The organism is Thiomicrorhabdus xiamenensis (assembly GCF_013282625.1).
Classification (GTDB): Bacteria; Pseudomonadota; Gammaproteobacteria; order Thiomicrospirales; family Thiomicrospiraceae; genus Thiomicrorhabdus; species Thiomicrorhabdus xiamenensis.
In genome coordinates this window covers 93,023-108,164 of the sequence record NZ_CP054020.1, presented here as the reverse complement: position 1 = coordinate 108,164, position 15,142 = coordinate 93,023, and the positions used below count along the sequence as shown (strand labels likewise).

12 protein-coding genes are annotated in these 15,142 nt (G+C 46.6%); 3 read left to right on the top strand and 9 right to left on the bottom strand.

Annotated elements, in window-relative coordinates:
- Nucleotides 1-8 precede the first annotated feature (8 nt).
- The 5 genes from csy2 to HQN79_RS00455 form a co-directional block, all read right to left on the bottom strand.
- Entirely contained in the window at nucleotides 9-899 is an 891-nt protein-coding gene (gene csy2, locus HQN79_RS00475) for a type I-F CRISPR-associated protein Csy2 (protein ID WP_173283741.1), read from the bottom strand.
- Complete coding sequence (gene csy1 / locus HQN79_RS00470; protein ID WP_173283740.1) at nucleotides 899-2,182, bottom strand: type I-F CRISPR-associated protein Csy1; 1,284 nt, start codon at nucleotides 2,180-2,182, stop codon at nucleotides 899-901. Before csy1 ends, csy2 begins: the two co-directional genes overlap by 1 nt.
- A gap of 366 nt (nucleotides 2,183-2,548) precedes the next feature.
- Nucleotides 2,549-5,860: a type I-F CRISPR-associated helicase Cas3f gene (gene cas3f, locus HQN79_RS00465; protein WP_173283739.1), complete on the bottom strand. Its 3,312-nt coding sequence runs from the start codon at nucleotides 5,858-5,860 to the stop codon at nucleotides 2,549-2,551.
- Entirely contained in the window at nucleotides 5,857-6,804 is a 948-nt protein-coding gene (gene cas1f, locus HQN79_RS00460; RefSeq protein WP_173283738.1) for a type I-F CRISPR-associated endonuclease Cas1f, read from the bottom strand. The genes cas3f and cas1f overlap by 4 nt, the downstream gene beginning before the upstream one ends.
- 77 nt (nucleotides 6,805-6,881) lie before the next feature.
- Complete coding sequence (locus HQN79_RS00455) at nucleotides 6,882-7,847, bottom strand: helix-turn-helix transcriptional regulator (protein ID WP_173283737.1); 966 nt, start codon at nucleotides 7,845-7,847, stop codon at nucleotides 6,882-6,884.
- Between the two features lie 212 nt (nucleotides 7,848-8,059).
- Between HQN79_RS00455 and HQN79_RS00450 the strand changes: the two genes are divergently transcribed.
- Both HQN79_RS00450 and HQN79_RS00445 read left to right on the top strand, forming a co-directional pair.
- Nucleotides 8,060-9,259: a cation:proton antiporter gene (locus HQN79_RS00450; protein ID WP_173283736.1), complete on the top strand. Its 1,200-nt coding sequence runs from the start codon at nucleotides 8,060-8,062 to the stop codon at nucleotides 9,257-9,259.
- 120 nt (nucleotides 9,260-9,379) lie between these two features.
- A complete protein-coding gene (locus tag HQN79_RS00445) occupies nucleotides 9,380-10,204 on the top strand; it encodes an MBL fold metallo-hydrolase (RefSeq protein ID WP_173283735.1) in 825 nt (274 codons plus the stop codon).
- Between the two features lie 43 nt (nucleotides 10,205-10,247).
- Here the strand turns inward: HQN79_RS00445 and cmoB are convergent, their stop codons facing one another.
- Complete coding sequence (gene cmoB, locus HQN79_RS00440) at nucleotides 10,248-11,240, bottom strand: tRNA 5-methoxyuridine(34)/uridine 5-oxyacetic acid(34) synthase CmoB (RefSeq protein WP_173283734.1); 993 nt, start codon at nucleotides 11,238-11,240, stop codon at nucleotides 10,248-10,250.
- 223 nt (nucleotides 11,241-11,463) lie between these two features.
- On the opposite strand from cmoB, the gene HQN79_RS00435 reads away from it, so the two are divergent.
- Complete coding sequence (locus HQN79_RS00435) at nucleotides 11,464-12,744, top strand: GGDEF domain-containing protein (protein WP_173283733.1); 1,281 nt, start codon at nucleotides 11,464-11,466, stop codon at nucleotides 12,742-12,744.
- Nucleotides 12,745-12,759: 15 nt separating this feature from the next.
- Here the strand turns inward: HQN79_RS00435 and cmoA are convergent, their stop codons facing one another.
- The 3 genes from cmoA to HQN79_RS00420 form a co-directional block, all read right to left on the bottom strand.
- The gene (cmoA, locus tag HQN79_RS00430) at nucleotides 12,760-13,506 is read right to left on the bottom strand and encodes a carboxy-S-adenosyl-L-methionine synthase CmoA (protein ID WP_173283732.1); all 747 of its coding nucleotides are present in this window, start codon (nucleotides 13,504-13,506) and stop codon (nucleotides 12,760-12,762) included.
- A gap of 24 nt (nucleotides 13,507-13,530) precedes the next feature.
- Nucleotides 13,531-14,409, bottom strand: coding sequence for a DNA/RNA non-specific endonuclease (locus HQN79_RS00425; protein ID WP_173283731.1), 879 nt, complete (start codon nucleotides 14,407-14,409; stop codon nucleotides 13,531-13,533).
- 117 nt (nucleotides 14,410-14,526) lie between these two features.
- On the bottom strand, nucleotides 14,527-15,114 hold the full coding sequence (locus HQN79_RS00420) for an NAD(P)H-dependent oxidoreductase (RefSeq protein WP_173283730.1): 588 nt from the start codon (nucleotides 15,112-15,114) through the stop codon (nucleotides 14,527-14,529).
- Nucleotides 15,115-15,142 lie beyond the last annotated feature (28 nt).

Below are 15,142 nucleotides of genomic sequence, written 5' to 3'. Positions count from 1 at the left end.
CTCCAATATCAATTATTTTGTGCGGATGCCTGCTGACATAAGTAGAGGTCTTTTTGTAAATCTGTATGATATTCCCAACGCATTTCGTCCCAACTTTGAAAACGAAACGGCATTTTGAATTCGCCTAGCGTCACAATATTTTCCGCGAAACGATGCGGCGTGGATTGATCACGTTGATGTTGAGCAACCCCTAAATCACTGAGTCCTTGATAACCGGTTGAGATTGGCACAATCCAACCTGGTTGCTTACGTTTCTGCTTATGCCAGGTGACAATTCCTTCCTCGGTTTTTTCGCATTCAGAATGCAGTAACTGGCTCTCCAAAAGTGCATCTAAAGCGTCCTTCCCTTCTTTCATCGCCTCAATCATCAGATCACGCCTTTCTACTAAACAGTGACCCGGCATGAGCCGATTTCGTAAAGGGATAAACGTTTCCTTAGAATGGACTTCAAATAGCAGACTAGCACGGGCAGATAAAATATCGCCCCCTGCCAATTTCCATTTCCCCTTTACTAATTGGTCAATCAAAGCAGTAAATTCTTCACGGTCAGTAAATCCGAAATTTTCACACTCGATTACCAATGAAGCTTCTAGATGACAGCGTGCCTCTTCAATAAACGAAGGACGATTACCGCTTTTATCTAACGGATTTCCGGTACCGATGATCGAATTCACATAACCGCCGGATTCTTTATAGGTTTGCAGATCAATCGAGTGGCAGGAAACCGCCATAGCCGAAAAACGAATATCGGAAAAGTCGGTATTTGCCAACTGCCTTTCCAGAAAATGCACCGCCCCCATCCAAGCAGTCATTGCAGGAAAGCCGATGGTGTAGCTGCTGGACAGCGCATTGGCATTGTGAATTTTTACTCGGGGAATCAATAAAAGATGTTGAGCCATTAACGAAATGCCTCCTTAATTTGCAATTGCATTGCGGAATCAAACAAATCGGCTTGTCCAATAAAGTGACGAATATCAACATCGTCAAACATCACTTTTTCCACTTTCAGATAAGCTTCAAAAGCGGTAATAAACCAACGGCTGAAGGCTGTAACGGCTTGGTCAATATAATCGTCATTTTCAGCGCGTTTGCATTCATAAGCAGCATCCAGCCAATGCTTTTGCCATTGCGGCAATGAATCGTAGGTATCGGAATTTGACCACCCCGCCTCAATCGTTCGAACTTTCCATAAGATTCTCGATGTATTCTCAACGGCGTGAGCAAAGAGTTCATCACGCTTTAAACGAATATCGATGTTATTACGTGCATCCTCAATTAAGACACTATTTAACGCGGAAAAAATCCACTCGAATTCTTTTGTCCACAGTGTTTGATTAAAGAAATCTTTTTTGGGTAAACGGACATTGCGTCGAGAAAGATCTGGCGGTACTGACTTCAAAAGGTAAGCCACACCACCATTGGCATTATTAAGAATGCTGATATTCTGCGGTTTGGTACCACCAAAACCGATCGCGGTTAAATCATAGATCTCACGAACACCATCGACATTGTATTCGCCACCTTTACGGTCTTCTCTGGCCTGTTTCGCCGCATCCGAAAAACGAATGTAGTTAATACGCTTCTTTAATTCATACATCATGCCGGAGGAGGTCAAAATGGATAACAAGTGATAGCCATTTTCTTCTTCCTCAACAGGAAAATAGACCTGTTTCACACTGCCGCTGGTAGAAACTCGACTAAAGCCATCCGATTTAATCTCCATAAATCCTTGATGCAGAGACTCAAAAGATTCGCTTGAGATGGCGAACTGCTGCTGAATGGTTTTGCTCTGTTGCTCTAAATGCTCCAGAACCGTTTGATCATCTTGCAATTTCAACGAGAGAAATTTATAAACGTCAATGGCCGCAGCATTCCCAAGCACATCCATTTCGACTTTTTCTACATTGCCAAATCGCAAAAAACCATCATTTTCAGGTCGAGCCTGTGCAATCACCGATGAAGTTTTTGCGCCCGGATGAGAGAACTTAGACGGATGCGAAACCAGATTTAACTGTTTGGCGCGCTTGGCCGCATTCGGCAGCCATTCCGCTAATGAAAACAGTTGATTTGCTTCTTGCTCAAACTCAGCCTGTTCAGCTTCACTCAAACTCGGTTTAATCTTTTTCTTTAGCCAACCTTCTTTACGCTCGGCTAAGAACTCTTGTATTGCAGGATCAAGCATTCAATCTGCCTCCTAATGTATAAATAAAAGGGCCATCACTCAGCCCTTCACATGCCACGACTGTTTTTGATACCTATCCTTTGCGTCGTCCAAAAGAGGCTTACAAGACCTTGATATAGCAGGTGTCTGGCTGCTTATTTGGCAAGCGAAGCGATGGCTTGCTTGTAATAATAGTCACACCAACCAATAAAATCAACCATAGAATAAATTAAATTAAATATGTTTTTTTTTGACTTAAGCGAGTTTTGCTAAATTTTGGTATCATTTTTGTCTCTGCTGTATAAGCAGCTAAGAAAATAGATTAAATAAAATACCCTTCTCTGCCGCCTAGGCAGCCTGTTAATAGCTACCTTTATTGAGTAGCTTTTATTTTTTTTCCAATCCTAGTTGCGGGTTATAAATTAGCTCTGAATCCAGTAGATATTCATCCAATGAAATCTCACCAAAAATGGCTGCTGCCAAGGGCATATAGTGTTCCGGCGAGTCTTTTAGCAGCTGTTGGTAATCCCGATACAACCAAAGGCTGTTATTCTCTTTGTCGCTCAACTGTTGCTCGTGTCTTATGCCATAACGCTTTTCAATTTCGACTAATTCAGATGCATCGTTTCTCTGCTTAAACACCCATTCTTTATTGCTATCCGGCATTAAATACAGCTCAACTTGTTGGACGCCTTCACGAAAGCGCACATAAGACTGCGGAATCGCCGTCAACCACCAATAGCCCTGCAACCAACCTTTTAAGGATTCCGGGCCAGCTTTTTTCTCTAATAAGCATTGCTCAGTCACCACGTGCTCCAAATCCGCCAGATTGTTTTTAGGCTGTAAATTTTCGTTTTTAGTTATCCTTAAACTTGCATCTAAATTCTGCTCTAACTGCTTAAAATCAATTAACTCAGTCAGATCATGACTATGCAAAAGATGTTCTGCATTTTCATATCCGGGATGGTTAAAGACCGGCCAAGGATTGTCCGGATTTTTCAATGCCTGCTGAAAACCTTTCAGGTTGTATTGCAGAATTCCAATATTTGGATGTTCAAGGTTCTCAATTGAACGATGCCGTAATACACGCCCTGCCATTTGTACTATTGAACGAATGGAGGAAGGTTCGATTACCGCCCAATCTAGATCGTGATCGCGACCTACTTCTTCTACAGGCGTGGCGACCAAAACAAAAATCACATTTTTGGCAGTGCTATTTTGGATATGATTTTGGATGATGGAATTCTTAAAAATTGTCTGCGGATGATCCGGATCACGCTTTAACAGCTCATCTAAATGCTTTTCTTGTGCATTACGCATCAACAGAAGTTGGCGTGAGTGATAGGCCATGACACGGATTTCGGTATCTTCGATATCGCTCTGTAATAAATAGCGACTTAGCGAGATACAGGGATTGATATTGGCAACTCTGACTACACCAAAACTAATGCGCTTCTGGCTTTTTTCCTCAACTTGCGAATGCTGTTGATGCTTGCGCAAAATTTCGTTTTGAATCTGCTGAAAATAGAACGTTTCGGCACTGAGGCCACTCGTTTTGACCTGTTCGTGAAATTGCTCTAAAGAACACTTAACCAAGTTTACTTTACGCTTCGCAGGCTGCTGGTTTAATTTCGCTAAGCGTTTTTGGGTAAACTTTTGATGCAACTCTCCATAAGTTGCAAGGCTCTCATTGGAGTCCGGCAAAGTTTCCACTTGACTCGCAAACTCATCGATCCAAGCACAGCCGACCTTTTGACTTTTTTGCCGAGCTTGCGCAAAGACTTGCCAGCCAGCCTGATAGGCATTAAATAACCCCTTGGCTAAATCCGGTGGTATGGTTGCCGAAGAAATCATCACTTTTCTGCCGGACATTCCTGCTAAATGAACTAGACGTCCAATAGCAATTAAGTCCTTACCAGTAAAATCGTCAATTTCATCGATGACCAAATCCGAAGACATCAATCGCAAACTTGGCAAAATATAGCGCCCGCCGCGTGCGGTTTCGGTCGCTCCCATAATATGGTCTATGGTACAAACCAATACTGGTGCATAAAGCATAGCTTGCTGTTTAGCATTGGTCAGAACCGTTTGTAGAATCCCGTCCGGAATCGGACTGTCATAAATAATTTCATCATCAAATAGCGACTCTCCGGACTCAGAACCGGAGAACGTTTCGGCTTCAGAAGTTTGATTTTGCGCCTGTTGGTGCAGCACCTGAACGGCACGAGAACCAATTAATACGGCCAACTCGTCATCTTGCAATCCAATGCGTTGGCGATATTCGTCGCCAGTCTGCAAAGTCAGCGTTCTCAAACCAAGCGCCAATATATAACGGAGACTTTTTTGATCATAAGAGAGCGCTCGCATAATTTTAGCATTAGCAAAAGTTTTTCCCTTTCCGGTACTGGCCATGTTGACCGCAAAAAAACCGTATTGTGCAACCTCAAATGATTTGAATCGGCTTTGCTCTGTACGCCACTGAGTGAGCTTTTCAACCGCTTTGTCCTGCCAACGAAATGCCGCCGGACTTTTCTTTTTCAAAACCCGGTTATCTTGTACATAACCCAATTCATTCGAAAGCGCTTCGAACATCGGAAAATGATGCACACGGTGCAATGCCGCTTTCATTACACCTAAAAGATGCTCCTCCAAACTTTGGTCCAATTTACGCTTCTTACCCTCTTTTTTGGTATTTGCATAAAGTTTAAGCTGAGGTTGAAATTTAGAATCTGAAACTTGAGAAGAGTAGGCATGATCACCCAGCATGAGGCTCATACGAGCTTGTTGCATAACCCAACGCCAAGTGTCAGTTTTGATAATCGAGTGTAAATGTTCAATTTGGGCACTCAATTTCGAAGCCCATTTCTTGGCAGGTTTTAACCATAGATTTGAGTCACTCGGCAGACCTCGCGGATAGTCAAAACAGCGCGGTTCATTCTGCCGATACTCGTCGTCATCAAATTTATTTTGATACTGCCAATTCGCCTTGAGAACTTTAAACAGCGTCCCAAAATCATCCAATTCAGTGCCATAATATTTCTTCACCTGCGGCATACGATGATGCGTTAAGATCAGCCATGCAACCGATAAGGCCGCAGGCGGTAACTGATGCAAAGGCGCAGCAGTATTTTCAACAACGCGTTTGATTAATATCTCTTTATCAAACTCACCATTGGCTAATCTTGCTAACCATAACTCATCACTTTCGCCATTTACGAAGGCATTAAGAAACAAAACGGAAATCCATTCATGTCGTAAAGGATCACCAATCACTTGATTAGATTTGGTGGTGAGTTTCGATTGAAACCATTCCGATGCTTTACCCCAATCGTGAAACAAGGCTGCAACGGCAACCAGCGATTTAATTAAAGGCAGTAAATGCCAATCATTTTCCCGCTGGGTATTAATAATGTTTTGACGTGTCGAGTTAACCGGAACGATACCTTGTTCATTAAACTTATTGCGGTTACCGATAATCCAAATCAGCTCCGAACGGATACGACTGCGCATCCAATGGCAGGCAACGGCGGTATTTTTAGTAGCACTCTGCCTTAAAAGCTTTTTAACCGCTTGCAAGCCTTCTTCGGTAATAATCGTCTGCCAAGTTCGATCACCAATTCGGTCAGCAAAACTGTCTAGAACACGGCGCGTTTTATTGAGCGCTTTTTTCTCGCATTGAGAGACAAACGTCACCATCATAGATGGACTCCCTCCAAACTCATCTGCTTAACTGTGTCGAACATAAAGTCCAATGCCTTATGCTTCGTGAAGCTCTGCAAACACTGCTGCCGAAATTCCTGTTCGGTCGCTTGTTCTCTGGCAGAGATAAACGCCCACGGCAAAATAAGCGTGTCTTTGATTAAGTCAGCCACATCAAACACCAAAGCACCACGGCGCGTTTTTCCGTGCATCACCGCAAAACCGTGGGGAATACCCAAAACCCAGAGCGTCGTTGCCGCTAAGCCGTAAGCGAGATAATTACCATGATTCAAAAATTCATTAGCCAAATCTTCGGCATCCGAATTGCGAATAAATTCTTTATGTTTGGTTTTTTGCGCCGCATAAGCGTAGAGCTGTTTGGTAAATCGCGCTTCGCCGGTCAGCAACTCAGTAACATTTAGAGCGGAGTCTATTTTGGAATGGAATTGATCAATCGCCTTTTCCATTGCCATATCATCGGGATAAAAACCTTCTGCTTGAAGATCCCGATCCGATGACCAAACCTTTTGCATAAAGGCCAAACGACGTTGTTGAAAATACTTTGCAACCTCTAACCTTTTGTCGTCGTCAAACCAAAACTGCATCCAACCTTGAAGATACTCGGTCGGTCGATATTCACTTTGCGGTGACAGCCATTCAACCTCGGTTGCTGAAAGCAAAGGGGTTCCTCCGCCACCACAAAAACCGATTAAAACGCCCGCTGAACTTAGCATCCGGACAGCCGCCTGAGTGATCGAAGTACCAGTTCCCAATAAAATCACCGTGGTATTGGCAATCGGTATATTCCAATAGCGCTTCTCGGCTTGATCTTCTGTTAAATACAGTACGCGACCGTCTTTTTGCATAACACGACATTTTTCCAAATAATAAATATTTGCTCGCTTGGAATGCAAAATCGCTTTTAAATCAGTCAGTTGTTCCATAACTTCCAAATTCTGAACAAAATAAATCTCATTCTAGCAACCATGAAGGACAATCCTTGTCCCTGGAATTCATCTATCTATTCTTCTAGATAAAGCTCGCTTGCCTGTAGGAGTTGTTGCCTAACCTTTTCTTGTAATTCCGGAGGTGCGATGACTTTAACGTTCGCGCCATATTTGAGAATGTCCTGGATTAGTTCGATATCGTGCTGGTAAGGCAAATGCATAATCAAGCTGCCGTCAGTTTGTTTTTCAATAATCTGCTCGGGATGCCAGGTTTCGTTTTGTATCCAGCGGCTGATGTATTCATTGAAGTGTAAAACCGCCGAGCATTTTGCCTCACCACCAAAAATGCCATAACTGTCCGAAAAGTGATTTTTTAAGGTGTCGCTATCAATGCAGTGCGCTTTCTGATAAAGGCTTCGACACTCTCTAATTGCATCAATTGAAAAACTGCGAATATCATTACTTCGATGACAGAAAGCATCGAGATACCAATTATCTTTATATCGAACCAGCTGTTGAGGGGAAACGACTCGGCGTCCAGTTTGATCGACATTACGTTTCCAATATTGAATTTCCAACTGTTCACACTGCGTGAGCGCATCAACAATCTGGTTGAATATTTTGGTGGAAATGTTTCTTTGCCCAATCTCGACAATTTTGATTTTTCGTACCAATTCATTGGCTGAACCGCTATCCATAAACAGTTTTTTAAGACGGTTTTTAATTGGTTCAAGTTGCTGTGCAAGTGCACCTTGCGAAAGTTGTTCAATGGTAATATTCAGGGCGAATAACGCTTGCAACTCGTCGGCGGAAAGCCAGTAACCGTCTAATTCCAGTTGTTGCATGCGCTGTTCATCAAGATAGACCTGATTCTGATGGATATAACAGGGAAGTTGTTGCCTGTCATTGAGGTATTCAATATCCCTGCGAATCGTCTTTTCTGAACATTCATACTGCATCGCAAGCCATTCTATTGGCGTCGGACGCCTGCGGTTTCGTAACTGAACTTTTATCGCCTGACAACGATCCGACTTATTCATACCTTTATTTGACACCTATTTTTGATGCAAATGAGTATTTTTATACCAGTAATACTAAAAATTACCAATAAAAAATCACCTTTTTATTATGCAGAACGTTCTTATTCGATCGTCTGTAAAAATAATCCAAGCTATTCACAACTTGTTCACACAGGTGTTTTGGCTTGCAGTAAACTGAGCAAAAATTGCCATGGTACGCGGGGAGGAAGGCATTGCATCAGGGAAACGATTCAATCGCGCTGATTCTGTTAACTTTCGGCGGGCTGTTTATTATCGGCCTGATTGCCGACCTGCTAGGACGGCATACGCCTTTACCAAGGGTGACGCTACTAATCCTGACCGGATTTATAATCGGACCTTCGGTTTTGAACTGGTTACCGCCCTTTATTCAGGACTGGTTTCCGATTCTGACCAATATCGCCCTGTCGATTATCGGTTTTGAGCTCGGGAAAAACCTGACAAAACAGAAACTGACAACCATGGGCAGACCCATTTTAGGCATCTCGCTCTCCGTCATGTTTATGACCGCACTGCTGATGTTTTCCGGCCTGTATCTTTTGGGTGTTCCGATAGAAATTGCCCTGATTCTGGCAGGAATCGCCCCGGCAACCGCTCCGGCTCCTGTAGTGGATGTCGTCAGCGAACTGAATGCCAAAGGCAGTTATACGGATACGTTGCTGGGAATTGTCGCCATTGACGATGCCTGGGGCATGCTGTTATTCAGTCTTCTCCTGGTTGCGGCGGCGATTTCGACCGGCAACGGCGACGCTTACAACAGTTTGCATGACGGTTTATGGGAAATCTTCGGCGCTGTTCTGCTCGGTCTGCTTCTCGGCTTTCCGATGGCCTTTATCAGCAGTCATATCTATCCGGGAAAAGCGACTCAGGCAGAAGCTTTGGGCATCGTTCTGCTGTGTGCGGGAGCCGCGCTCTACCTGGAAGTATCCTATATTCTTTCGGCCATGGTGATGGGCACAATCGTAGCGAATTTCAGTCAGAATCATCAGGAGCGGCCATTTGAAGAGCTTGAGGCGATTCAGTGGCCCTTACTAATTTTGTTTTTCCTTTTAGCGGGCTCTTCACTGCATCTGCAATCCTTGTGGCAGGCGGGCTTGATCGGACTGGCCTATCTTGTCCTGAGAATAGTCGGCCGTCTTTCAGGTTCATGGATCGGCGCGACCTGGGCGGGCTGTAAAAACCCGAACTACCACTGGATGGGACTGGCGATGCTGCCGCATGCCGGGGTGCCAATCGGGATGACTTTGCTGGCAGCGCAGCACTTTCCGGAACACGAACGGCATCTACTGGCGGTAATTCTCGGGGTAACGGTGATCTTTGAACTGATCGGACCGGCGATTACCCGACATATGATTCGTCAGGCGGGCGAAGCGAAATTAATGCCTTACAAATGAGCGCAAATCGGACTTTATCACCCGGCTGTATCCGGATCGATCAGTTTTTCGTATTTGCTTAAATAGAAGCAATCGGTTGCAATAACGCTCTATTTCATTGGAAAAGCGATGGATTGCCCCATGATTACCATTACCTGTCTGGTCGAAAACTCCGTTAAGCTCAGCTCCCGTTTATGGGGCGAGCACGGTATGTCAGTGCTGATTGAAACACCGCACGCTACGGTGCTTTTCGATACCGGGCAATCCGGCACGGTTCTGTTGCATAACCTGCAGGAAATGCAAATCGATCCGCAGAAAATCGACCAGATTGTGCTCAGTCACGGGCATTATGATCACACCGGCGGGCTGAGAATACTGTTTGATAAAATCGGCACGCGTCCAGTTCACGCCCACTTGGATATGTTCCGCGAACGCTTCAGCGAAACGCCCGACGGCAAGCTCAAACCGGTTTCCGCACCTGTCGAATACCACAAAGAGCCCTTCTGGCAGCTTTCAGACAAACCAATCGAAGTTGCGCCGGGGATTTTCACCACCGGCGAAGTGCCAAAAGAAAACCCTCTTGAAGATCACGGCGACGAGCGTCTAAAAATTTATGCCGAGGACGGCAAAAGCTTAATCAAGGACCCGATCAAAGACGATATGAGTCTGGTGGTGAAAAGCGACCTTGGGTTGATCGTTCTCCTAGGCTGTTGCCACGCAGGGGTGATCAACACGCTGAATCTGATTAAGAGACAGTTCCCTGACGATAAGATTCACGCAGTAATGGGCGGAACGCATCTGGCGAAAGCGACCGAAGAACGGTTGCTGGCAACAGAAGAAATCCTACAGGATGTACCCAATATCGGCCTTTCGCACTGTACCGGCCCGAAAGTTATCGCGCGTTTTTTAAGCCGCTACCCGCAACGGGCTTTTGTCTTCCAAGCCGGTACGCAGCTGCGCTTCTAAGCCTCCCGGTTTACCGAGCGCATAGTGCAACCTGTAGATCCTATCATTGCGGCTTATTGCACACCATTACGGCTCGCAAAGGCGCCGGATAACCTTCGATGGTTTTATTCGGATCCTGCGGGTCAAGAAAACTCTCCAGAGAGTTCCATTCCATCCAATCCGTCGTACGCTGTTCCTTGGTCGAAGTCTGATCCAGATCAACACAACGGACATTCTTAAAGCCGCAGCGGCGTAACCAGATTTCCAGCTCGGGAACCGATGGCAGAAACCACACATTACGCATTTGCGCATAACGGTCTTCCGGCACCAGCAGCTGACCGAAAGATTCCGGAACCACTAGCGTTTCCAAAACCAGTTCGCCTCCCGGCCGCATCTGGTTTTTCAACTCAAGAATATGGTCGATCGGTGAACGGCGGTGGTACAACACCCCCATTGAAAAAACCGTATCAAAAGCGCCGCCCTTCTGCGACACCGGCAACTGCTCAAGCGTCAACGGCAGGAAAAAGCCGGGCTCCTGCTCGCCGATAAAGTGCTTCAATACCAGAAACTGATTCATAAACAGCAGACTCGGATCAACTCCGACCGCCAGCTTCGGTTTCTCACCAAGCATACGCCAAAGATGGTAACCGCTACCGCAACCGATATCGAGCACTCGACGATCTTCCAGCGGTGCCAGATGCGGACGCACTCGCTGCCATTTCCAATCCGAATGCCATTCGGTGTCGATAAAAATATCGTGGATCGAAAAAGGCCCTTTGCGCCACGGATGAAAAGCGCGCAGTGTCCGCTCAAGTTCCGCTTTCTCTTCGCCGCTTAACGGCGTCTTATTGGTAACAGAAACAGCATCGACATTGAGATCGTAATCGTCTGCCTGCGGGTAGCCTTTAATTTTTTGCAGAGCATCCAGCCAGCGCGGCAAATTGCCGTTACCTTCCGGATTCAACGCTTCTTCGATTAAGGGCGGTAACACCTCTTTCCAAATTTCAAAGCGCGAGTCACCTAGATGCGACCAGAAAGTATCGTAATGCTGCTTCACGTGAAAACTCCAATAAATGAATCGATGGCGGCAATTATAAGGCTTCGTCTGCCCTCTCGCATTTAATTAATTCCGACTAAGAAAGCTTTCAGTTTTCGGTTTTTAGCTATAACTAAGAGTGCACGCCCGACAAAATTATGGGTATGATGAAACTAAGTTCGACTTTCAATCACACCTGCAACCGATGTCAGAAAATTACCTTAAAAAAGAGCTCTATAGGCTCGTGCAGACAGACTCGACCATTTTCGAGTTTATTCAGAAAGGTGCCAGCGACGGTATGTGGTACTGGGATATGGAGCACCCGGAAAACGAGTGGATGAATCCCCAATTCTGGCAGACCCTGGGATATGACCCAAAGGAAAAACGGCATTCGATATCGGAATGGCAAGCGCTCATTTTTCCCGAAGATCTAAAACGTGCCGAAGAACAGCTGAATGAACACCTGCAAACCCCGGATACTCCCTATGACCAGGTTTTACGCTACCGGCATGCGGATGGCCACACCGTCTGGGTTCGCTGCCGCGGCATGGCAATCAGAGATGAGAATAATCGTCCGACTCGAATGCTTGGCGTGCACCATGACATCACTCAACAGATGCAGGCGCTGGAAGATCTGAGCAGTCTGAGCCAACGCTTCGAAGTCGCGGTTGACTCGGCACAAATCGGTGTCTGGGATCTCAATATTAAAACTCAAGAGCTGCACTGGGATGAACGAATGTTCCAGCTGTACAAAGTTGACCCCGAGACCTTTACCAACGGCTATGAATCCTGGAGCAAAACCGTATATCCGGCTGACTTGGAAAAGGCCGACAAGGCGGTGAAAGAGTCAATCATCAACGGCAAAAAATACAATCGCGAGTTTCGTATCATCTGGCCAAACGGTGAAATCCGCCACCTGCATGCTTACGGCAAAATCATCCACAACGCCCAAGGTGAACCCGAGCGCATGATTGGTGTCAATTTCGACGTTACCAGAGAAAAACGCCTGCAGGAGAAAATCAATAAACTCGTTATCACCGACTATCTGACCGGCATCGGCAATCGCCGTCACTTTATGAAAGAGGCCGGCAGGGATATAGCACGCGCGCAGCGTTATTCCATCCCACTGAGTCTGTTTATTATGGATATCGACGACTTTAAAAAGATTAACGACACCTACGGACACGATGTCGGCGATTTGGTGATAAAAAGAGTCGCCACGCTCTGCGCCGGTTTTTTGCGCGAAACGGATCTTTTCTGCCGTTACGGTGGTGAGGAGTTCGCCGGTGTTTTAACGCAAAGTTCGCTTGAAACGGCCGAAGAGGTCTGTGAAAAGCTGCGCCATGCGGTGGCCGCGTCGCATGTCATTACTCGGGATAACCAGAAAATCGAATTTACCGTCAGTATCGGCGTCAGCCAGCTGGAAATGCACAGAGATGTGCTCGGCGACCTGATTCGCCGCGCCGATCAGGCTCTGTATATCGCCAAAAACAGCGGCAAAAATCAGGTCATTGCCGAACACTAGAACTTTGAACGGCGCTTATTTTGCCTTGATCGCCAGAAATGAAGCGAAGTTATACGCCTGGAACCAAATGCCTGCCGATTCGAATCCCGCCTGCTGCAAACGATCCAAATGTGTCGCTTCGCTATCGGAAATCAACACGTTTTCCAGCGAAGAGCGCTTCTGACTGATTTCCAATTCCGAATAACCGTTGGCACGCTTGAACTGGAGATGCAGATGTTCGATGCTCTTTTGCAGGGCCGGATCTTCAAAATGAATCTTTTCCGACAGAATCAGAATCCCCCCGGGAACCAACCCCTGATAGATACGTTCGAGCAAGGTCAAACGCTCCTGCGGATCGATAAACTGCAAGGTGAAGTTAATCACCACTACCGATGCATTCTGAATATCGAAATCACACATATCGGCGCAATGCAGTTCGACCGGTACCTCTGAATGAAAAGCGAGTAAATACTCCTGAGCGCGCTCGACCATCGCCGTAGAGGTATCCAGCGCAACGATCGAACAGCCGGAATTTTCATCCAGAGCGCGACGCATGGTCAGAGTCGCCGCTCCGAGCGAACAACCGAGATCGTAAAGACGGGTATTCGGCTGGGCATGGATTTTGGTCAGTTCGCCGATACCGGTCAGAATCGTCTGATACCCCGGAACCGATCGTTGAATCATATCCGGAAAAACTGCCACCACCGACTCATCAAACTGGAATGCGCCGACCGCTTCGTGCTGCTGACTGTAAATCGTATCTTTCTGACTGGGTAGTTTCATCTCATATCCTATCGAATTCAGGCCCTAGTAACGCGACGGACGATTCGCAACCGCCCGCAAATTCCAGGCATCCGGTGTTTTACTCGATTCAAGCAGGTTTTCAAAGCCGTCATCCAAATCGGCAAAGAAATCGATGCCGGTACGGTCTTCAACTTCGTCAACCGAGACAACAAAGCGCATTAAACTGGCGTTCGGCTTGGCATTCTGCGGAAAAATAAACGCCAACGCATTCGCCGGCTGTTCATTCGTACCCGGACGAATCAGAATCTTGTAAAACGCATCCGGAATCGCGACATTCGATTTTTGTATCCGCTTAGGCTGATCTGCGAAGATCGGTCCCGTCACTACCCAGAAATCACCGTATTTCTCGGAAAAGTCATTCGCGATGACTTCTTCCAGACGCTGCCAGGATTTCTGATTCAATTTCGGCGCCTGCGGCGTAATATTGGTCATGGTAAAAGTATCTTGCTGTGCCGAACGCCCGTAACGGCTGGCAATCACATAATTCGGTGCCATATGCCCGCGGTCGTACCCCGAACCGGTGTAATCTTCATGAGTGACACGTGAAAGCGTCAACCACTCTCTGCTGAAACGGCTCGGACGTTTGCCGGATTTATATTTCTGCTCGGTCACCTTATAGGTCACCCACAAAGGGTTTTTCAACCCCTCCGAATACTCGAGCATAAAACCGTCGTAGCGCAGAATATGCGAGAAACCGCTTCCCGGCAGAGCCATTTCGACTTTCGGGACCCCCATATAGGCCATATTCGGGCGCGCGACTTGAGTTTCATAGGCATACCAGACACCAAAAGCGATCGGTACCAGAAGCAGAAACTTCGGGCGGCGAAGCAAGAAGCGAAACAGTGGACGGATTAAAGTACGCAGCAGAGAGGAGGTTTTCATAAGAGGTTAAAACAGCTATTCAACGAAATTGGCGGATATTATAAGAGTTTTTCCTCGACTTCGACCAGAATCCGCGGATCGGTCAAGGGTTTTCGCATACCGTATAGAGCAATCCGGCTACTGGCCTTTCTGACCGAGCCGATAGACCTTATCCAGCCAGACTTTTCTCTGGCGCTCGCTTAGATTCTGTACAGCGCCGATCAGAGTCGAGCGAATGGGTGCAAAACCGGAAAAACTGAGAATATTACGCTCCAGATTCTTCAGGCTGTGCGCACGATAAAACCAGCGGTAGACAAAAGCGGGCATCCCCATCGTGACCACAATTCGCGCGCTCCGACCGGACAGGAGTTTTTTCGGCCATTGATTTCTATCGCCCGTCGAAAGCGCATAGCCCGGGCGCAAAACCTGTTCCCAAAAACCTTTCAGAATGGCCGGCATGGTTCCAAGCCAGAGCGGATAAAAGATTACAATATGCTCGGCCCATTTAATGACGTCCTGCGCCCCTTGAATATCGGTTACCGGAGGATGCTTGTCGAACTCTTCCTCGCTGGTCAGCAGAGCGAAACTCAATTTGGCGACGGTAATCACCTTGACCTCATGACCGGCCGCTTCCGCGCCGGCCTTGTACGCCTCTGCCAGAGAAAAATTCAGATGACTTTCGCTCGGGTCGGGATGACCCTGAATAATTGCAATCTTTTTGGACATTCGGAATCTCCGGGACGAGCCAGTTAGG